This is a genomic window from Acetobacteraceae bacterium, from assembly GCA_004843165.1.
Taxonomy (GTDB): Bacteria; Pseudomonadota; Alphaproteobacteria; order Acetobacterales; family Acetobacteraceae.
On the sequence record CP039459.1, the window covers coordinates 1,455,001 to 1,475,117 of the forward strand.

A 20,117-nucleotide genomic window follows, 5' to 3' on the forward strand; every position below is an offset into this window, starting at 1 on the left:
GAGGTAGAGCGTTATGTATTACCATTGGAGGTAGAGCACTGAATGAGCTAGGGGGACTCACCGTCTTACCAACCTCAATCAAACTTCGAATGCCGATGAGTAGAGCATAGCAGACACACAGTGGGTGCTAAGGTCCATTGTGGAGAGGGAAACAGCCCTGACCGCCGTCTAAGGTCCCCAAATGACAACTAAGTGTGAAAGGAAGTGGAAACTCCAGGACAGCCAGGAGGTTGGCTTAGAAGCAGCCATCCTTTAAAGAAAGCGTAATAGCTCACTGGTCTAAACTTAAGAGTTTCTGCGCCGAAAATGTAACGGGGCTAAAGTTGTCTACCGAAGACGCGGATGTGCATTCTTTATCATGGGAATGTACGTGGTAGCGGAGCGTTCCATAGGCTGATGAAGGTTAACCGTGAGGTTAGCTGGAGGTATTGGAAGTGCGAATGCTGACATGAGTAGCGATAAAAAGTGTGAGAGACACTTTCGCCGAAAGTCCAAGGTTTCCTGCGCCAGGTTAATCCGCGCAGGGTGAGCCGGCCCCTAAGGTGAGGGCGAAAGCCGTAATCGATGGGAATCAGGTTAATATTCCTGAGCCTGCTAGTGGTGACGGACACGATATGTTGTTTATTCTTAATGGATTGAATAGGCTTTTGGAGTGTTCCAGGAAATAGCCCTAGCGTATAGACCGTACTCTAAACCGACACAGGTGGACAGGTAGAGCATACCAAGGCGCTTGAGAGAACGATGCTGAAGGAACTAGGCAAAATGCTTGCGTAACTTCGGAAGAAGCAAGGCCATAATGAGGGCAACCTTATTATGGTGGCACAGACCAGGGGGTAGCGACTGTTTAGTAAAAACACAGGGCTCTGCGAAATTGAGAAATGACGTATAGGGCCTGACGCCTGCCCGGTGCCGGAAGGTTAAGAGGAGATGTTAGCGCATTGAATTGAAGCCCCGGTAAACGGCGGCCGTAACTATAACGGTCCTAAGGTAGCGAAATTCCTTGTCGGGTAAGTTCCGACCTGCACGAATGGCGTAACGACTTCCCCGCTGTCTCCAGCATCGACTCAGCGAAATTGAATTCCCCGTGAAGATGCGGGGTACCCGCGGTCAGACGGAAAGACCCTATGAACCTTTACTGTAGCTTTGCAGTGGCACCAGAAATATTTTGTGTAGGATAGGTGGGAGACTATGAACTTAAGGCGCCAGCTTTAAGGGAGTCATTGTTGAAATACCACCCTGAATGTTTCTGTTGTCTAACTGAGCCTATTTAGCATGGGCCAGGACCCTGCATGGTGGACAGTTTGACTGGGGCGGTCGCCTCCTAAAATGTAACGGAGGCGCGCGATGGTAGGCTCAGTCCGGTTGGAAATCGGATTTTGAGTGCAATGGCATAAGCCTGCCTGACTGTGAGAGTGACAGCTCGAGCAGAGACGAAAGTCGGCCATAGTGATCCGGTGGTTCCTTGTGGAAGGGCCATCGCTCAACGGATAAAAGGTACTCTAGGGATAACAGGCTGATCTCCCCCAAGAGTTCACATCGACGGGGAGGTTTGGCACCTCGATGTCGGCTCATCACATCCCGGGGCTGAAGCAGGTCCCAAGGGTTCGGCTGTTCGCCGATTAAAGTGGTACGTGAGCTGGGTTTAGAACGTCGTGAGACAGTTCGGTCCCTATCTGCCGTGGGCGTTAAGACTTGAAAGGATTTGTTCCTAGTACGAGAGGACCGGAATGAACGAACCTCTAGTGAACCAGTTGTCACGCCAGTGGCATGGCTGGGTAGCCAAGTTCGGAATGGATAACCGCTGAAAGCATCTAAGCGGGAAACCAGCCTTAAGATAAGGTCTTTTTGGGGCGTTGAAGACCACAACGTTAATAGGTCCGGTGTGAAAGTTCAGCAATGAATGAAGCTTACGGATACTAATCCCCCAGACCTCTCCAGCTTTGTATTCAACATACAAACATCATTCAAAACTTTCTCAATCTCTCTTATCTCTTCTATCCCATTCACCTGATGTGACGCAGCAGCGGGGGGTTATGGCGAGGGTCCCAAACCCGATCCCATCCCGAACTCGATGGTTAAACCCCTCAGCGCCAATGATACTTCGTCTCAAGACGCGGAAAAGTAGGTCGCCCCCCGCTACTCAGTCACATCATTTAAAAAAGCCCTTAAGGTACTCACCTTAAGGGCTTTTTGCTTTCCAAGCACAATAAAAACAATCAAACTCAAAAAAACAATAACCAACTCAATTTATTCTTCAAGAGGAGAGCATGAAAAAGGGAAAGGGGGGGGGATTATTTAGAGAACTTCTTGAAAAACTCTAAACCAGTATCAAAAATTTTCTTTAAGGAATCTTTTTCTGTCAGGACTTCAACAACAAGCTTACTAACAAGAGGAACAAAAGGCGCTACAATTTTCCCTAGGTTTTCAAAGATATAATCTAAAGTGCCTTTTTGTGTGGTTCGTTTAGATTCTTCACTTTTTGCTTCTTCAGAAGTTGCCTTATAAAAGGAGGCTTTTGTTTTATTAGGTAGCAAAAGCATTATTTTTTCTAATAAAACTTTAAGATTATAGTTTCTATTTTCATTTTCATCATCGCAAGCAAAAGCGACAATATTGTTCGTAGAAATTTTGAGTTCTTTAGAAACTTCATGTTCTTTAAGTTTTAGATTTGTTTCTTGTTCTAAGCTTGGTTGCATTGTTTCCCAATTCCAACCTTTAGTAGGAGCAATTTTATCAGCATTGCTTAAGGCAAACATAAGAGGTGTTTCAGAGTTAACTTCTCTCAGAGTTTTTTGGATTTCGGCATAGGCACGATCATCACTTTTAATAACCCAAATAATTAAGTCACATTCTGTAAAAAGAGATTGATATAGAGGGATATAATCTTCATCTCGACTTTGGGTTTCTCCGATACCGGGAACATCACAAAATATTATATTTCCACGATCATGATAGCTCAACTTCACGTGTGCAAGCACTTATGGCAGATGTTTTGGTTATTTTGTATCCAAAAAGAGCATTGATGAGAGTGGATTTTCCAACGCCTGTTTTGCCTAAAATCGCAACTTTTGGCTTATAGTTAAATACTTCTTTAACACGTTTAAAAATTTCCTCTTTGGAGTTGGGTGGGATATTTTTAAAGGCTTCGTGTGAAAAAATATTCCAATATGTATTTTTACTTTCCATTTAAAATTCCATTCATTTACGTAATTTATTCTTGCATGAAATGTGCAAATGAATAGTAGTGCATCCTCATCCTCAAGCGATTTTTGCGCCTGAATCAAGAAGTTTCTCTAAGTTTTTTAAGAAAAATTACGCCTCGTCAAAATATCTTTTGCGGACGGCGATGAGGCCTTGAGCGAGGATATTTTTGGGAAGGTGATCGAGATAATCGTAAAAGCCCCGTAAAAGGATTTGGCGTTCTTCTGTAAAATAATTTGGGTATTTACGGTAGAGACGCAGTAAATCAGAGGGGAAACGTTTATTTCTTCCCTCTAAAATTGTTTGCAGAACGCCATTCATCAATGTCCATGCCTGATAATAGGGTGTTCTATATTTCACGATAAAGTGATTTTGATCTTCAAAAATATAGCCGGCATGTTCTTGGGTTTCAGCTTGTTTTAAGAATGCCATAAATTCAGAATCATTATGAAGAACGGCAATTTCTTTAGAATAGGGCACCTGCAAAAATTCAGCGATTTTTTCGAGGGCTTCATAAGGGAGTTTTTTAAATTGCTCTTCCCGATAGATAACATCTAGTAAAATCAATGCTGGTTGATCATATTCAATAATGTTCGGGAATTTGACAGGATCAATGACTTCAAAAATACAGGAAACGCCAAAATCTTCGTTAAGCGTGAAAATTTTATGTCCAAGCGTATCATCCACTTTTTCAGTAAAACTTTCTGCAAATGGTCCTGTTAAGTAATTGCGGGAGGCTAAAAGAAGGTGATGCTCATCATCACAGCCTGTTAGACCAAGAAAGCCGTTTTCTTTGATTCTTGCAGTAACAGGATAGGAAAATTGATTTCGAATTTTCTCTAAGGATTGTTTTCCGCCGATTTTTGAAAATTTATTATAAGAGCGGGCTAGGATTGTATTCGTTTTTTGATTTAAGAATAATCCTTGCGGTTTAAGAGGTGTAATTCTCTCTTTTTCATGTGCTTTTTTGAGACGTAAAGAGACGATATGCTGCCAGCCTTTCTGTGGTGTGACCTGAACATTTTTCTCCTTTTGAAGATCCGCAAAAAAGGCTGCATCACAATGTGGGCAAGAAGGGTCTTTAAAAAGAGCTTTTACCTTTTCAGGAACAGAAACAATTTGGTAGGTTTTCTGATTGCTGTTCATTTGGACGCTGGCAGAAAAGGCTTCAAAACCGTCTTTTGTATGACAAAGGCCACGAAGTTCGCCGCCAAACTCCACCTTCCCGGCAAGATTAATAGAATGTTCTGTTGCTAGGATCGGATAATCCTGTGCATTCCGATGGCCGTGAATTTGATAGAAATTCGTTCCTTTCATATTTTCGGAAAAAATTTTGTCGATATCGGTTACATGATTGCCCCAGCCTTTTTCAAAATCGAGGGATGAGACACGCCAAATTTCTTGTAATGGCGCAGGGACACCCGCATGAGAGGCAAAGATTTTTTTGCCATGAAATTCATAGCAAAAGCAGGACGTCAACGCTTTTAGAAAAATTTTAAATTTAGGTGCAGAAGGATTCCAGCCATATTTTAAAAGTTCAGGTCTGGTTCTCCCTGTAAATTCATCGTTGGAAACGCTTTCATTATTGAGCCATGCCTGCAAATAGCGTTCATGATTTCCGGCTAAAAGCACAACATTTTCTTTTAAGAGATTATTTTCAAAACAATTCTCCCAAAGCCATTCCATCACGCCGGCATTATCGTAGCCACGATCAAGATAGTCTCCGACAAAAATATAGAATTTATGCTTTTCAATGCCGCTTGAAAGAAGTTTATGGAGATGTTCTCGGCAGCCATGGATATCACCAACAGCAATAATTTTTTGATAATTTTCGAGATTTTGAATGTTTAGGGAAAATTCTGCATTAAGCTCAAAAGTCTCTGCGGATTCAAAACGTAGAAATTTTTTAAGCTCTGATCTCGAGTTTTGTAACATATTCCAAGAATGGGTTAAAACATGCGGAGGAAGATAGGCAATACTGCCTCGGCGTGTTTCATTCCTCTGTAGGCAGGTTTCAAGGTCGGTATTCATATCAATAACAAGAATTTTATACTGATATGCGCGAGCCATATTTGCCCACGCCATGATTTCACGATTATTTGTCTGAGAATCAATCAGTGTTGTTTCGCCACGCTTTAAACGTTGGGCAAGCTGGGCTTCAATAAAATCTGAAATTTGACGTTTAATATGGTGGTTAACCGACAACCCCCCATCTTCTTTAAAAGTGGGGTTTGAAAATTGTAGGCTAATCTGTTCACTGGAAAGTGTGTAAGGCATGAGGCCTTGTTTCTCAATCCATGTTGATTTGCCAGATGAGGGCGCCCCTCGCATAATTAGTAAAATTCTCATAGTAGTTCCGTCTTTAATTTATAATTTGCAAGGATTTTCATTATATCTAAAAGAAATTTAAGCCTTTATTATTTATAAACACTTTCATCATTATTAAAGAGATAGGTAAATTTTTATTTTATGATTCTTTTCAAAAAATCATTCCTTAGTGGGATATTAGCATTTTCATTTATAACAATATTGCCGGCAATGGCTGTGGAAATGCCTGCAAATTGTGATAATAGCGCATTTCTTAAAGAAGAAGCTTCTAATGCGCAGAATTATTTTCAGCGCCGTGCGCCGGATATGCCTGTTCATATTTGCGGTGAGGTGACACGGACTTTTCCTGCAAAGAAGACCCGTAGCGGCAGGCATTTTTACTTTTTATTAAACATTGTACCACATAAAGCAATCCGTATCGTTGTGAATCTTGATGAGATGCAAAATCATCGCCCGTATATTCGGGTAGGGGATCGGGTTGAGGTTCAGGGGCGTTATTATTACGATAATCCCCATAGCCAAGGGGTCGATTGGACGCATCATGGCACTAGTCAAAAATGGGGATGGCCGGGTTTTGTTGCTGTGAATGGGCAGAAATTTGACTAAAGAAAAGGCGGCTTTAAAGCCGCCTTTTTAGTGTCTGCTTTTAGGCAGAAACTTTCTTTTTGGTTTTAGATGTTTTTGGTGCCTTCGTTTTTGTAACGGGTTTTGAAAAGGAAAAATCAGGTATCTTTTTTCCTTTTTCCTTTTCTTTCAAGCCGATTTTAACAGATTGTCCAGCTCCCAGTTTGCCGAAAGCCATCGCTTCTGCAAGGGGTAATTTGATCTCTTTTTGAATGAGACGCGCTAAAGGACGTGCGCCCATTTCGATATCGAATCCTTTTTGACTTAACCAGCCAGAAATGTTTGAGGCGATATCAAGTTGAATATCTTTTTGAAGAAGTTCCTCTTTAAGGGCATTAAGAAGTTTGAGAGTGATTTTCTTAAGCGTTTCTTCTGTCATGAGGCTGAACGGCACAATGGCATCTAAACGATTTCGAAATTCTGGGGTAAAGAGGCGTTTTAAACTCTCATTATCCTCATCTTCACCGGGGCGTTTGGAAAGAAAGCCAATGCTTTCTTTCGTAAGCTCCTCGGCACCTTCATTGGTTGTCATAATGAGGGCAACATTTCGAAAATCAACAGTTTTACCATTACGGTCTGTTAATTTGCCGTAATCCATAATTTGTAAAAGAAGGCTGAAAAGGTTTGGATGCGCTTTTTCAATCTCATCCAGCAATAAAACAGAATGCGGATTTTGAGAGATTTTTTCGGTCAAAGAGCCGCCAGCTTCAAAGCCAACATAGCCCGGAGGTGCGCCAATAAGGCCGGAAGCGGCATGTGGTTCACGATATTCGGACATGTCAAAACGGATCAAAGGAACATCCATTGAATCTGCCAACTGTTTTGCTAATTCTGTTTTACCCACACCGGTTGGGCCAGAGAACAAATAAGAGCCAATGGGCTTATGCGCTTCTCTGAGGCCTGAACGGCTTAGAACGATTGCAGAAAGAAGTGTATCAATGGCTTTTTGCTGGCCAAAGATCATTTTTTCTAAATTGCTTCTAAGCTGGCGTAGACGTGTCGCCTCATTCCGGCGTAAGCGGGGGACAGGAATATTGGCAATAACAGCGAGAACATCCTCGATTTCCCGTGGTGAAATTTTGGTTGGTGTTTTGCGTCCTGCCGGTCTTTTAAGGCGACTTGCGGCACCAGCTTCGTCAAGCAAATCAATCGCTTTATCCGGTAATTGACGCTGATGAAGATGACGTACAGAAAGCGCAACAGCACTTTGTAAAGCTTCTTTAGAATAATGAACCTTATGGAAACATTCCAATTTAGGCTTTAACCCTTCGAGGATTTCAAGCGTCTGTTCTTCTGTCGGTTCGGCAATATCAATTTTTTGAAAACGGCGGCCAAGGGCAGGATCACGTTCAAAAGATTGCCGGTACTCTTGGTAAGTGGTGGCGGCAATACAACGTAATTTTCCACTGGCGAGTGCAGGTTTTAAGAGATTTGCCGCATCTGTGCCGCTATTATTGCTTGATCCCGCTCCCATCAAAATATGCGCCTCGTCAATAAAGAGAAGGGCATTTGGATTTTCATCAATGGCTTCCAAAAGCGCAACAATGCGCTCCTCAAAATCACCACGGTAGCGGGTGCCCGCCACCAATGCGCCTGTATTTAAGGCATAAATCTCAATTTTTTTGAGAGGATCAGGAATATCACCTTTGACAATTTTTGCCGCTAAGCCTTCAGCAATCGCTGTTTTACCAACACCGGGATGTCCGACAAGCAAAGGATTATTTTTATGGCGGCGGCAAAGAATCTGAATGGTGCGGAAGAGTTCCTTTTCTCTACCAATGAGGGGGTCAAGATGTCCTTCTTTGGCCTCTTCCGTAAGATTCCGGCAATAGAGCTGAAGAGGGTTTTCTTCCATCTCATCTCCCATATCTTCTGGGTCATGAAATGGATGACGCCCCATTTTAGAAGCTGTTTGCGCCTGTTTTGCCGCCTCTTTTCGGCCGCTGCTTTCGAGAAGCTCGATACGGGTAAAGTTGCGTTTTATTAAAGTGTAGACTGCAAAACTTTCTTTTTCGCTAAAAAGGGAAAGCAAAAGGTCAATCGCAGAAACGGTCGTTGCCTGTTCTGCCTGCATCCGAATAATGGCACGTTGAATCACCCGCTGGAAAGCAAGTGTTGGCATAGGTGGCGTGAGAAGTTCATCCTTAGAAGTCGGGATTGCACCGCTTGCAAGAAAATGGCGGAGTTCATCACGTAACTCTTCTAAAGAGATTTCTTTACGCTGAAAGATCTCAGCGGTCTCTTCATCGTCTGTGAGCGCTAGAAGTAAATGCTCAAGCGTGAGATATTCACTCAGCGTTTTTTCAGCTTCAATGAGCGCACGGCGTAATGTTTTATCAAGCGCAGGGGAGAGCATGTTGGAATTATTTCCTTTTAACCTAATCTTTTCACAAGCGGTGAAGCAGAAAGATTCTTACGAATCAATCCGTTCGAGTGTGCATTGCAACGGATAGCGTCCTTTGCGTGCGCTTTTACCGACCTGATCCATTTTTGTTTCAGCAATTTCATAGCTATAGATCCCGCCAACACCAGATCCTTTATTTTGAATCTCTTGGATAAGATTCTTACTTTCTTCTTCATTATGGCCGAAACAGCTTCGTAATACCGCCATGACAAAGGCCTCTGGTGTGAAATCATCGTTCAAAAGCACCACACGGTAAAGGGAGGGCGGCTTTTTACCAGAGAGGGATTGCGTACCCAAAATCTTTTCTTTTAGAGATTTCGCTTTTTCAAGCCCCTTAATTTCCTCAGAAGGTGTTGCGGACCGAGAGCCCTCTTCCTGTGAGGATGTTGCAGCATGGGCATTGTCCGAAATACTTGCGTTTTGTGGTTTGTCGGAGTGAATGTCGTTCGTCATGTTGTTTTCAACCGGAGTGAATGGAAAAGACCGTGATAATCTACATTATAGCGTATGAAGAAAGATTTCAGAAATTTATAGTTGGCATTTCTTATCATAGACATTAAAAATATCTGGTGACGCTTTCTTCCACCTGCAAGGGGGAAAGGTTATATTTCGCCGAAGCTTTTTGCTTTTTGTTTCAAAAGAGATTTTTATAATGTGCTTTAAGGGCTGCTTTTGGGGTAATTATTAAGATCTTTTTGTTTCTGTGCCGTCAAGCTGTAATGAGATGAGAGCGAAGTAAAGAGTGGGGTTTCCTAGGTGAAAATACGAAGCCGTCTAAGACAATTGTTTTTTCTATTCTCCGCATTTTTGTGTGTGGGTGTGTTTTTTGTGTCAAAAGCCTCTGCTCAGTATGTTGGGCAGATGTCCACTTTCGTCGCCGATGTCAAAACGGGGAAAGTTATTCGGGCGACAAATCCGGATTTACCTCGTTATCCGGCTTCTCTTACAAAATTAATGACCCTTTATATGGCTTTTGATGCGCTTAAAGCCGGGCGTTTGAATCTTAATCAAAAACTTCCTGTCTCTTATAATGCCGCACATCAAGAACCTTCCCGTTTGGGACTTTATCCTGGAAGTACGATTACTGTTCAGCAGGCGATTTATGGCATTACGGTTAAATCGGCCAATGATGCGGCGGCGACGCTAGGCGAATATTTGGGAGGTGGGGACGAAAAAAGATTTGCTAAAATGATGACGGCGCAAGCCCATCAACTTGGTATGTGGAGTACTTATTTCAAAAATGCTTCCGGTTTACCTGATCCGGATCAGATCACAACAGCACGGGATATGGCTCGTTTAGGACAGTGTCTTTTATATCAGTTCCCTGAATATTATTCTTATCTCTCAGCGCCGGCTTTTCGTTTTCATCGTCGTATTATTCGCAATCATAATCCGATGCTTAATCTGTATGTTGGCGCAGATGGCGGGAAAACTGGTTATACGGCCGATGCGGGGCATAATCTTGTGACAACAGCTAACCGTCATGGGGTTCGGGTTGTTGGCGTTGTTATGGGGGCACCAAGTAATAATGTGCGTACCCAAGAAATGGTTTCGTTGTTAAATGCAGCCTATGAGAGCGCAGGGCAGGCAACTTTACCTTTGGCGGTGACATCGGCACCGGTGCATAATCCAAGGAGATCTATCGCTTCGCGCAGGGTACGTCACCGTCAGCCGCATTTGATTTTAGCTGCCTATCATAAGCGGAAACATCCGCCTGCCCATGCAACTTCAAAACCAAAAAAAAGAAGTGATAATTTGCTCTCTGTAAAACGTGCACTACATAATAAATAGAGTGCTTGAGAATTTTGTTAAAAAAAAGGTTAAATGATTTTTAGATGAATAAAAGAAATAATAACTCCTGCTATTCGCTGAGTGACTTTCCAAAATTACGTGCTGCTGGGCGTTTGGCGGCAGAAACGCTGGATATGATAGGGGAGCATGTTCGTCCGGGGATCACGACAGGGGAGCTCGATGAGATTGTCGCAACATTTATTAAAGAGCATGGCGGTATTTCTGCCCCTTTGAATTATCGTGGCTTTCCTAAATCCTGCTGTATTTCTTTAAATCACGTTGTTTGCCATGGGATTCCTGGAGATAAAGTTCTTCAGGAAGGTGATATTCTTAATATTGACGTGACACCTATTCTAGATGGTTGGTATGGGGATTCCTCTCGTATGTATGTTGCGGGAAAAGCACCGGTCAAAGCAAAAAAACTTATTAAGGATACATATGAGGCGCTGATGCGTGGGATTGAGGTTGTGAAGCCTGGGGCAACCACAGGGGACATCGGTCATGCGATTGAGAGCTATGCAAAAACAAAACGTCTTGGTGTCGTTGAAGATTTTTGTGGTCACGGGATCGGGACTGTTTTCCATGATTCTCCAAATATTATGCATTTTGGTCAGCCGGGAACAGGCGTTAAGCTTGTAACAGGGATGGTTTTTACGATTGAGCCAATGTTAAATCTGGGGACGGCACGTGTAAAAACATTAGACGATGGCTGGACGGCTGTGACACGAGATCGCAAACTTTCTGCGCAATTTGAGCATATGCTTGGCGTGACGGAAGATGGCTATGAGATTTTCACGCTATCGCCAACAGGACAGCATCAACCTAAGTTTGATTAAGTTTTAAAAGAGATCTTTTCTAATGAAAGAGGCGTAAGTTTTGGGTCGTTTATTTTCTAAATATTTTATACCTCTTTCTTGTGGGATTTCTCTCTTTTTGCCAACAAACCAGTTGCAGGCCGCTTCGTGCACGGCTTATGACCCCCTTGTGTTTGGCCCTGACAAGCCGCCGAAAGCCAAGTTGGTTCGGGGGCATAAGGGAATGGTCGTAACGGCACAGCACTTAGCTTCGGAAGTTGGGGCAAAAATTTTAAGAGAAGGTGGTAATGCTGCGGATGCGGCCGTTGCTGTTGGTTATGCAATGGCTGTGGTTTATCCTGCGGCTGCGAGTTTAGGTGGTGGTGGATTTGCCACGATTTATGATCCCCGTAGCGCAAAGGGAAAAGCATCTTTTGTCGATTATCGAGAGCGTGCGCCCCTAAAGGCAACTGAAAATATGTATTTGGATGCCCAGGGAAATCCAAGTAAAACAGATTCCAAAGTCGGTTGGAAGGCTGTTGCAACACCGGGAGTGGTCGCCGGGCTGGAGGAAATTCGTCAGAAATGGGGCACGCTGAGCCGAGAAAAACTGATTGCGCCTGCCATAGCTCTTGCGCAGGACGGTTTTGTGCTGGAGCAGGGCGATATTGACCTTTTAAATACGTCTCAGCCTTTTTTTCGTAAAAGCAAAGAGTCCATAGGTGTTTTTACAACATTAGAAGGAATGGATTTAAAGGTTGGCGATCGGCTACGCCAACCCCAGTTGGCGCAGACATTACGCAAAATTTCTCATCACGGAAAAGACGGGTTTTATAAAGGATCTGTTGCAAAAGAAATTGTAAAAGAAAGTCAAAAATCTGGAGGCATTCTCTCAGAACAAGATCTTTCTGCTTATAAGGTTCGTCAATTTAAGCCTTTGCAATGTGCTTACCGTGGTTATGAAATTTATACCGCACCTTTGCCGAGTGCAGGAGGTGTAGCGCTGTGTGAGATTTTAGGGGTTTTAGAACATTATAATCTAAAGGAAATGGGGCTTCAGTCTGAAGAGTCTGTTCAGGTTCAAATTGAGGCGATGCGCCGTGCTTATTGGGATCGGCGTTTATTAGGGGATGGGGTTTCTCCTGAAATTATTAATCACTTTCTTGATCCTGCCTATCAAATGCAGATTGCCGATCACCTCCCCAAAAAAGCGCCTAAAAATACAGCGCATTTGGAAGATCCATTTTCAGAAAAACATGAAACCACCCATTACTCTATTATAGATCGAAATGGGATGGCCGTGTCTATTACTTGTACGCTTGACGGCTGGTTCGGTGCTGGTGTTTTAGCCGGGAAGACGGGTATTTGGATGAATGATGAGATGGATGATTTTAGCCTTAAAGCTGGCGCGCCCAACATGTTTGGCATACCAGGGGCAAAGGCAAATGCGATTGCACCGGGGAAAACGCCGCTTTCTTCAATGTCTCCAACGATTGTCACACGCTCGCAGGGGGATGTCTTTATGGTGACGGGAAGCCCTGGGGGATCTCGTATTCCAACGATTACGCTTTCTGTTTTGACGGGTGTTTTAGACGGGCGGATGAATGTGGCAAAAGCAGTAAAACACTCACGTTTTCATGAGCAATGGGCACCCTCTGTCGTTGAGGTTGAGCCTAAAGCAATTCCTACTTCTGTTCAGCATGTCTTGGAGAAAAAAGGATACCATTTTGTCACACGTCATCCTTGGGGTATGGCGGGAAGTATTACAGTGCAAAAGAAAAAAGATTCTTTGATTGTTTCTGGGGCAGCAGATCCTCGTCGTTTCGGCGGAAGTGCTGTTGCCGAGTAGAATTTTGTTCTTTTTTTAAATCTTTTTCGTTGGCTATTTGAAAGAGAACTGCTAGAAATATCTCCGGAAGGCTCCCTTTGGACGCTGTTCTTCGTGAACCCGGTCAGATCCGGAAGGAAGCAGCCGTGACGAATGGATTGCGGGTCAGAGTGGGCCTTCTACTTTTCGTCTTTCTACGCTTCTCCTGAATTTGAAAGGGGATTAAACAGCGCTATGGATGAGGATGAGCTCCCCATTCCCCCAACAGAAGACAGTTTCTCCTTGCTTTTAGACGAGGACGAATCTCCACAATCTGATAAAAAATTGATAGGCCAGCCTTTGGAGAAAGAGCGGGATGTCCCTTATCAAGTTTTAGCTCGAAAATATCGTCCCCGTGATTTTGATGATCTCATCGGTCAAGAAACGATGGTTCGTATTTTGCGGCGCTCTTTTGAGCTGAACCGTGTTGCACATGGTTTTATGCTGACAGGTGTGCGAGGGGTTGGAAAAACAACGACAGCTAGAATTATCGCCCGTGCTTTGAATTGTATCGGCCCAGATGGTCAAGGTGGCCCGACAGCAGATCCCTGTGGTGTTTGTCCTGAATGTCAGGCGATTTTAGCAGATCGTCATCCGGATGTTTTAGAATTAGATGCCGCCTCCCGTACTGGTGTCGATGACATGCGTGAAATTATTGAAAGCACACGTTTCCGTCCGATGCAGGGCCGCATGAAGGTTTTTGTGATCGATGAGGTGCACATGCTTTCACGTGCGGCTTTCAATGCGTTACTAAAAACATTGGAAGAACCGCCACCACAAGTTACGTTTGTCTTTGCGACAACGGAGCTTCGGAAAGTGCCGGTCACCGTTCTTTCCCGTTGCCAAAAATTTAATTTACGCCGTGTTCCAGAAGGCTTAATGGCAACGCATTTGGCAAAGATCGCCGAAAATGAAAAGATTTCCTTTGCAGAAGATGCCATTACTTTGCTCGCAAGAGCCGCTGAAGGATCTGTTCGTGATGGACTTTCCCTTTTAGATCAAGCGATTGCCCAAGGCGCTTCGGATGCCAAGCAGATGGAAGAGATGCTTGGTTTGACAGGGCAGGCACAGCTTTATGAGCTTTTAGAACATATCCTTTACGGGAATATGGCTGCCATTTTAGAGCTTTCTGCGAAGCTTTATGCTTTAGGAATAGAGGCCAGAGCCCTTATTGCAGACCTTATGGAAGCTATTCATCAAATTTCACGCATGAAAGCGATCCCTAGTCTCGTTGAGGGAAGTGAATTTTCGCAAATTGAAAAAGAGCGGGGTGCTGCTCTTGCTGAGCAATTATCTGATGCTGTTTTGGGACGTGCATGGCAGATTTTACGTCAAGGTTTAGATGAGGTTGAGGGGGCACCTGATCGTCATCAGGCTCTTGAAATGATTCTTATTCGTTTGACATATGCCAGTACCTTGCCCACCCCTGACCGTCTGGCAAAACTTTTTCAAAACAAGATAGCGGCATCTCCTGAAATTTCTTCATCGTCTATCGGAGGAGAGGGAGCCGGAAAAAAAAATGAACCTAAACCGGAGAGGACTTCGCCTCCGGTTTTAGGAGAAATTCAAGAGAAGCTTCTATTTCCCAAAGACTGGGAAGCGCTTTTGGAGCTTATTCGAGAAAAAGACGATGATATTTGGCTCCGGACGATGTTGAGCTGTGCTGGGCGTCTTGTTGAATATTCGCCGCCTTCTCTTTGCTTACAAATTGATGCGGCTGATTCCAATATTCGGCAACGTCTTGAAGATGGTTTAAGGCGTGTCTTGCATGCCTTATGGCCAAAGCAAAGATGGGGATTGCGTTTTGTTTTAACGGGTGGCGGAGCCACTTTAGATGAGCAAAAAGAAAAAGAAGAGGCACAAAAACTCGAAGAGGTTGCAAAAGATCCTTTAGTTGCCAGATGTTTAAAAGAATGGCCGGGAGCCAAACTGAAAAAATTCATTCCACAAGAGGCGGGTGCGTTTTAAAAGGGTAGTCTCGTATAAGAGATTTATATTTATATAATGGGATAAAAATCCTAAAAGAGAAGCAAGGAGAATTTAGATGAAAAATTTAGCTGGCCTTATGAAACAGGCAGGGCAAATGCAGGCACGCATGAAAGAGGCACAGGAAAAGCTGAAAGGCATGGAAGTCTCAGCAGATGCTGGTGCTGGGCTTGTTTCTTTGACTTTGACAGGTAAAATGGAGATTAAAAATCTCAAGATTGATCCGAAATTAGCCGATCCAGAAGATATGGAAACGCTTCAGGATCTCGTTGTCGAAGCCTATGAGGCAGCGCGCTCAAAAGTCCAAACCGCAAGCGCTGAAGAAATGAAAAAAGTGACAGGTGGTATGCCTTTACCACCGGGCATGGGAGATATGCCTTTCGGCATGTAAGCTCATTTTGGCAGAAACAAGTCCAGAAATTCGTGAACTTCAATTCCGTTTGGCAAAATTGCCAAGTCTAGGCCCACGCTCTGCAAGACGGATTTTGCTTTCTTTGCTGGAAAATCCGGAGGCAAAGCTCTGGCCTTTGGTAAATGCCCTCCAAAATGCAGCGGAAAATATTAAAACCTGTCAGTCCTGCGGGAATTTAGATACGCAAGATCCTTGTTTTATCTGTAGTAATCCTAAGCGGGATGGCGGGGTTATTTGTGTCGTTGAAAGCGTTGGCGATTTATGGACTTTAGAGCGCACAGGTCTTCATAAAGGTCTGTATCAGGTTTTAGGTGGATGTCTTTCTGCATTGGGGGGAAGACGTCCACAGGATCTAAATCTGGCAGGATTGCTAGGACGGATTGAGCGCCAAGAGGTCAAAGAAATCATCTTGGCGCTACCAGCAACGCTTGAAGGTGGCAATACGACCCATTGGTTACATCATCAGGTAAAAGATACCGATATTCGGGTAACACGTTTGGGGCAGGGGGTTCCTGCTGGCGGATCTGTCGAAGTTTTAGATGATGGGACGCTGGCCTCGGCTTTGTTGTCCCGTTGTCAAATTAACAGTTGATCTCTTCATGACAGAGCGTAATACAGACGCAATTCCCAAGGCAGCACTTGTAACAGGCGGCGCAAAAAGAATTGGGCGTGCTTTGGTAAAGCGTCTTGTTCAAGAAGGTTATGCGGTTGCGATTCATTATCATGAGTCTTCTTTGGATGCAGAGATGCTTTTAGAAGAAATTATGTGTAATGGCGGAAAGGCTTGTCTTCTTAAAGGGAATTTGTCTCAAAAAAATATTGCAGAACAGCTCATAACGGCGGCTTATGAAAAAATTGGGCCCTTAGGCATTTTGATTAATAATGCGGCCTATTTTGAAAAAGATACGATTGAGACCCTTACACCCGCATGTTTGGAAAAGCATTTTGCTCCCAATGTCCGTGCGCCGCTTTTTTTGATACAGAAATTTTCAGAACAATTGCCAAAAGGGAAAAAGGGACTGATTTTAAATCTTTTAGACCAGTCTGTTTTAAATCCCTGTTTTGATTTTATCAGCTATAATCTTTCAAAATCCGCACTCTGGACATTAACGCAGACACTGGCCTTGGCACTTGCGCCTTCTATTCGGGTTAATGCTATTGCCCCGGGCGCTGTGTTGCCAGCAAAACAGCAAACGGATGAACATTTTAACAGAATGTGGAAAAACACGCCCTTACAATTAAAAACAACGCCTGAAGAAATTGCAGAGGCAATGATGGGCTTTATCACGCTTGGCTCTGTCACGGGGCAGATTTTGGCTTTAGATGGTGGACAGCATTTAAAATAAGGCCAAAAAAAAGACTTGGTAAAAACCAAGCCTTTTTCAAAGATTTTAGAATAGATTATTCGTCAATATCTTCGGGTTTAGCAGAACGTGGGGCAACATCGATATCTTGGCTGATATCATCGTCATCATCGTCAAGATCATCATCTAGCGCATCATCTTCAAGGTCATCCGTGAGAAGATCTTCTTCATCCGAATCGGATTCAGTGTCGGCTTCTGTAAAAGCTTTTGCTTTTGAAAGCGAGTGCTCTTCTGTCTTACGTTTTAGACGGGAAACTGGTTCTTGCTGAACAGCTCCACAAGAAGGACAAGTGATTGGTGTGCGATTAAAGTCGTAGAAACGGGCACTGCACTCTGTGCAGATATGTTTGTGACCAAGTTCAGCGTCTGCCATAAAGCGTAACCCTTTACATCACCTGAGAAGTCAGGTGAACAGAAATATAGTTCAAAATGATTGTATATAATTTGAGTAGGATGGAAAATGCCAGCCGATGAGCATAGGGTCAAGTCAGCTTTCCATAAGTTTATGTAATCAATGTCGCAATGTGTTAATTTTATAGAGGAAATAAATCTTTATGAAGGGAAAAAAATGAGGCGTCCAATCATTGCAATTGATGGGCCTGCAGGCGCAGGTAAGGGAACTTTAGCTAAAAAATTAGCGGAGGTTTTGGCACTGCCTTATCTTGATACAGGATTATTATATCGTGCCGTAGCACGTTTAACGCTCGATCATGAGGCAAATCCAGAAAATGAGGGGCGGAAATATATCTCACATCTTTCAGCAGAGGCGTTTCAGCGTTCGGATTTACGAACGGCCGAGGTCGATGAAGCGGCCTCTTTGGTCGCTAGAGATCCTTTGGTGCGTGAAGGGCTGGTCGCCTATCAAAGGGCGTTTGTAGAAGAAAATGGCGGAATTTTGGACGGGCGTGATATTGGAACCGTTATTTTGCCGAATGCTGATGTTAAATTTTTTATTACGGCAGATTCGTCTATTCGAGGCTTTCGACGTTTTTTGCAAAGAGAAGGCCGTGAGCCTTCTGCCTTAGAGCTTGAAAAAGAAATACAGCGTATTGAGCAACGTGATCAAAGCGATTCTCAACGTAAAACGGCTCCCTTAGCAAAGGCAAAAGAGGCGATTGAAATTTCGAGCAATTTCCTGAGTGTGACTGAAATGCTGGAGATTGCGCTTGAACATGTGAAAAGAATTTGCCTGATTACATAAAATTTATCTTGACAGAAACGGCTGAGTAATGTGTTCCTAAAAATTCTTTCTACTATGTTTGCACACAGTTTCAGCAAATCTGGTTGCAGGACTGACTCTCAATGTCTGGGAGAATGTTTGTATAGTAATTGTTTATTTTACCCTTATTTTGCTGAGAATAGGGTAGTCGTCAGCATCGTCGCTTTTTTTAAGGCAATGTTGAGCGCAAGGTCATAAGCGGTTTTTTGTAGATTTTTAATTTACAGTTTTGGATCGTTTTAAAAAATAATTGGAATTATATTAATGACAAAAATTTCTGAGGTTGACGCAAAAGCCCCAGCTTCTTTCGAAGAAGATTTCGCAGCCCTTTTAGACGAATCTCTTGGTGCGGATGAAGGCTTCGAAGGTTCCGTTGTTACCGGTAAGGTTATCCGGATTCTTGATGATGTCGCTTTGATTGATGTCGGATTGAAAAGTGAAGGACGTGTTTCCCTTCGTGAATTCGGCGATTCTGAAATTAAAGCAGGTGATTTCGTTGAGCTCTACATCGAACGTTACGAAGATCGTGATGGTGCCGTTGTTCTTTCCCGTGAAAAAGCACGCCGTGAAGAAGCATGGACAGCCCTAGAACGTGCGTTTGCAAATAATCAGCGTGTCACTGGCGCTATTTTCGGTCGTGTTAAAGGTGGCTTCACCGTTGACCTCGGCGGCGCAATGGCCTTCTTGCCAGGCAGCCAAGTTGATATCCGTCCTGTTAGAGACCTTGGTCCGCTTATGGGGCAGCCTCAGCCTTTCCAAATTCTTAAAATGGATCGTGCCCGCGGCAATATTGTTGTTTCTCGTAGAGCCGTTCTTGAAGAAACAAGAGCAGAGCAGCGTTCTGAACTTATTAAAGGCCTAAAAGAAGGTATGATTTTGGACGGCGTCGTCAAAAATCTTACAGATTATGGTGCCTTTGTTGATCTCGGCGGTGTTGATGGTCTATTGCACGTTACCGATATTGCTTGGAAACGTATTAACCACCCATCCGAAGCTTTGACAATTGGTCAGCAGGTTCGTGTTCAGGTGATTCGCTTTAATTCTGATACACAGCGTATTAGCTTGGGTATGAAACAGCTTGAAGCAGATCCTTGGGAAAATGTTGCTGTTAAATATCCTGTCGGTGGACGTTTTAACGGCCGTGTTACAAACATTACCGATTATGGTGCCTTTGTTGAGCTCGAAGCCGGGATTGAAGGTCTTGTTCACGTTTCCGAAATGTCTTGGACAAAGAAAAATGTTCATCCAGCCAAAATGGTTTCCACTTCACAAGAAGTTGAGGTCATGGTCTTGGACATGGACAGTGTCAAACGCCGTATTTCTTTGGGCTTGAAACAAACACATCGCAACCCATGGGAACAATTCGAAGAAGAACACAAAGTCGGTTCTGAACTCGAAGGTGAAATTCGTAACATCACCGAATTCGGTCTATTTGTCGGTCTTTCCGCAGATATTGACGGTATGGTTCACATGTCAGATCTTTCTTGGGATCTTGCTGGTGAAGCTGCGTTGGCGACTTACGAAAAAGGCCAAAACGTTAAAGTTAAAGTCTTGGATGTTGATGTCGCAAAAGAACGTATTAGTCTTGGCATCAAACAACTTGAAGAAGATCCAGCAGCTGGCCTTCTTGAGAATGTCAATGTTGGCGACGTTAAGACTTGTGTTGTGACGGCTGTTCAAACAAATGGTATCGAAGTTAAAGTTGATGATGCTTTGACAGGCTTTATCCGTCGTGGTGAACTTGCCCGTGAGAAAAATGATCAGCGCACAGACCGTTTTGCCGTTGGTGAAAAAGTGGATGCAAAAATCGTTGGAATTGATCGCTCTTCACGTAAGCTAAACTTGACCATTCGTGGCCGTGAAGTTGAAGAAGACCGTCAAGCCATCAATGAATATGGTTCCTCTGACACGGGAGCTTCTCTTGGAGACATCCTTGGAGCAGCAATTCGTAAACGTCAGGGTGATGACGAAGTAACAGAAGCTTAAATGAAGATTTTTTAAAACTTCATTCATTGAGTTGAGAAAAAGGGCACTTTATTTAGTGCCCTTTTTTGCATCGTAATCGTAATGTATTTCAAAAAATTTACTGGTGATTGTTTTTTAGAAAGCCTATGCTACTGAGGGTTT

16 protein-coding genes, 2 rRNA genes and 1 other RNA gene (1 of these 19 running past the window's edge) are annotated in these 20,117 nt (G+C 43.5%); 13 read left to right on the forward strand and 6 right to left on the reverse strand.

What is annotated here, in order from left to right:
• Positions 1–1,927 (forward strand): 23S ribosomal RNA (locus FAI41_07085) (it extends 805 nt beyond the left edge of the window).
• A gap of 96 nt (positions 1,928–2,023) precedes the next feature.
• A 5S ribosomal RNA gene (rrf, locus tag FAI41_07090) occupies positions 2,024–2,138 on the forward strand.
• Between the two features lie 153 nt (positions 2,139–2,291).
• On the opposite strand, the gene FAI41_07095 is transcribed toward rrf, so the two are convergent.
• From FAI41_07095 to FAI41_07105, 3 genes are all read right to left on the reverse strand, one after another.
• Positions 2,292–2,960: a hypothetical protein gene (locus tag FAI41_07095; protein QCE33366.1), complete on the reverse strand. Its 669-nt coding sequence runs from the start codon at positions 2,958–2,960 to the stop codon at positions 2,292–2,294.
• On the reverse strand, positions 2,947–3,186 hold the full coding sequence (gene rsgA, locus FAI41_07100) for a GTPase RsgA (protein ID QCE33367.1): 240 nt from the start codon (positions 3,184–3,186) through the stop codon (positions 2,947–2,949). The genes FAI41_07095 and rsgA overlap by 14 nt, the downstream gene beginning before the upstream one ends.
• Before the next feature lie 126 nt (positions 3,187–3,312).
• On the reverse strand, positions 3,313–5,550 hold the full coding sequence (locus FAI41_07105) for a hypothetical protein (protein QCE33368.1): 2,238 nt from the start codon (positions 5,548–5,550) through the stop codon (positions 3,313–3,315).
• Positions 5,551–5,739: 189 nt separating this feature from the next.
• On the opposite strand from FAI41_07105, the gene FAI41_07110 reads away from it, so the two are divergent.
• On the forward strand, positions 5,740–6,135 hold the full coding sequence (locus FAI41_07110) for a DUF3465 domain-containing protein (GenBank protein QCE33369.1): 396 nt from the start codon (positions 5,740–5,742) through the stop codon (positions 6,133–6,135).
• Positions 6,136–6,175: 40 nt separating this feature from the next.
• Here the strand turns inward: FAI41_07110 and FAI41_07115 are convergent, their stop codons facing one another.
• Together FAI41_07115 and FAI41_07120 are read right to left on the reverse strand one after the other, a co-directional pair.
• Positions 6,176–8,509: an AAA family ATPase gene (locus tag FAI41_07115; protein QCE33370.1), complete on the reverse strand. Its 2,334-nt coding sequence runs from the start codon at positions 8,507–8,509 to the stop codon at positions 6,176–6,178.
• A 57-nt stretch (positions 8,510–8,566) separates the two neighbouring features.
• A complete protein-coding gene (locus FAI41_07120) occupies positions 8,567–9,010 on the reverse strand; it encodes an ATP-dependent Clp protease adaptor ClpS (GenBank protein ID QCE33371.1) in 444 nt (147 codons plus the stop codon).
• Positions 9,011–9,418: 408 nt separating this feature from the next.
• On the opposite strand from FAI41_07120, the gene FAI41_07125 reads away from it, so the two are divergent.
• The 8 genes from FAI41_07125 to FAI41_07160 all read left to right on the forward strand — a co-directional run bounded on the left by FAI41_07125 (position 9,419) and on the right by FAI41_07160 (position 16,753).
• Positions 9,419–10,348 carry a D-alanyl-D-alanine carboxypeptidase gene (locus FAI41_07125; GenBank protein ID QCE33817.1) on the forward strand — a complete coding sequence of 310 codons (930 nt, stop codon included), beginning with the start codon at positions 9,419–9,421 and terminating at the stop codon, positions 10,346–10,348.
• 44 nt (positions 10,349–10,392) lie between these two features.
• Positions 10,393–11,184 (forward strand): type I methionyl aminopeptidase, encoded by a 792-nt coding sequence (gene map, locus FAI41_07130; GenBank protein QCE33372.1) that lies wholly within the window; start codon positions 10,393–10,395, stop codon positions 11,182–11,184.
• 40 nt (positions 11,185–11,224) lie between these two features.
• Entirely contained in the window at positions 11,225–12,991 is a 1,767-nt protein-coding gene (gene ggt, locus FAI41_07135; GenBank protein ID QCE33373.1) for a gamma-glutamyltransferase, read from the forward strand.
• A gap of 66 nt (positions 12,992–13,057) precedes the next feature.
• An RNA gene (gene ffs / locus FAI41_07140) (signal recognition particle sRNA small type) lies at positions 13,058–13,153 on the forward strand.
• A gap of 51 nt (positions 13,154–13,204) precedes the next feature.
• A complete protein-coding gene (locus tag FAI41_07145) occupies positions 13,205–14,977 on the forward strand; it encodes a DNA polymerase III subunit gamma/tau (GenBank protein QCE33374.1) in 1,773 nt (590 codons plus the stop codon).
• Positions 14,978–15,053: 76 nt separating this feature from the next.
• Positions 15,054–15,386 (forward strand): YbaB/EbfC family nucleoid-associated protein, encoded by a 333-nt coding sequence (locus tag FAI41_07150; protein QCE33375.1) that lies wholly within the window; start codon positions 15,054–15,056, stop codon positions 15,384–15,386.
• A 4-nt stretch (positions 15,387–15,390) separates the two neighbouring features.
• Positions 15,391–15,999, forward strand: coding sequence for a recombination protein RecR (gene recR / locus FAI41_07155; GenBank protein ID QCE33818.1), 609 nt, complete (start codon positions 15,391–15,393; stop codon positions 15,997–15,999).
• Between the two features lie 7 nt (positions 16,000–16,006).
• Positions 16,007–16,753, forward strand: a complete 747-nt coding sequence (locus FAI41_07160) for an SDR family oxidoreductase (GenBank protein ID QCE33376.1) — start codon at positions 16,007–16,009, stop codon at positions 16,751–16,753.
• A 55-nt stretch (positions 16,754–16,808) separates the two neighbouring features.
• On the opposite strand, the gene FAI41_07165 is transcribed toward FAI41_07160, so the two are convergent.
• The gene (locus FAI41_07165; protein QCE33377.1) at positions 16,809–17,144 is read right to left on the reverse strand and encodes a TIGR02300 family protein; all 336 of its coding nucleotides are present in this window, start codon (positions 17,142–17,144) and stop codon (positions 16,809–16,811) included.
• Positions 17,145–17,339: 195 nt separating this feature from the next.
• On the opposite strand from FAI41_07165, the gene FAI41_07170 reads away from it, so the two are divergent.
• Both FAI41_07170 and FAI41_07175 read left to right on the forward strand, forming a co-directional pair.
• Positions 17,340–17,972 carry a (d)CMP kinase gene (locus tag FAI41_07170; protein QCE33378.1) on the forward strand — a complete coding sequence of 211 codons (633 nt, stop codon included), beginning with the start codon at positions 17,340–17,342 and terminating at the stop codon, positions 17,970–17,972.
• A gap of 282 nt (positions 17,973–18,254) precedes the next feature.
• The gene (locus tag FAI41_07175) at positions 18,255–19,976 is read left to right on the forward strand and encodes a 30S ribosomal protein S1 (protein ID QCE33379.1); all 1,722 of its coding nucleotides are present in this window, start codon (positions 18,255–18,257) and stop codon (positions 19,974–19,976) included.
• Positions 19,977–20,117: the final 141 nt, after the last annotated feature.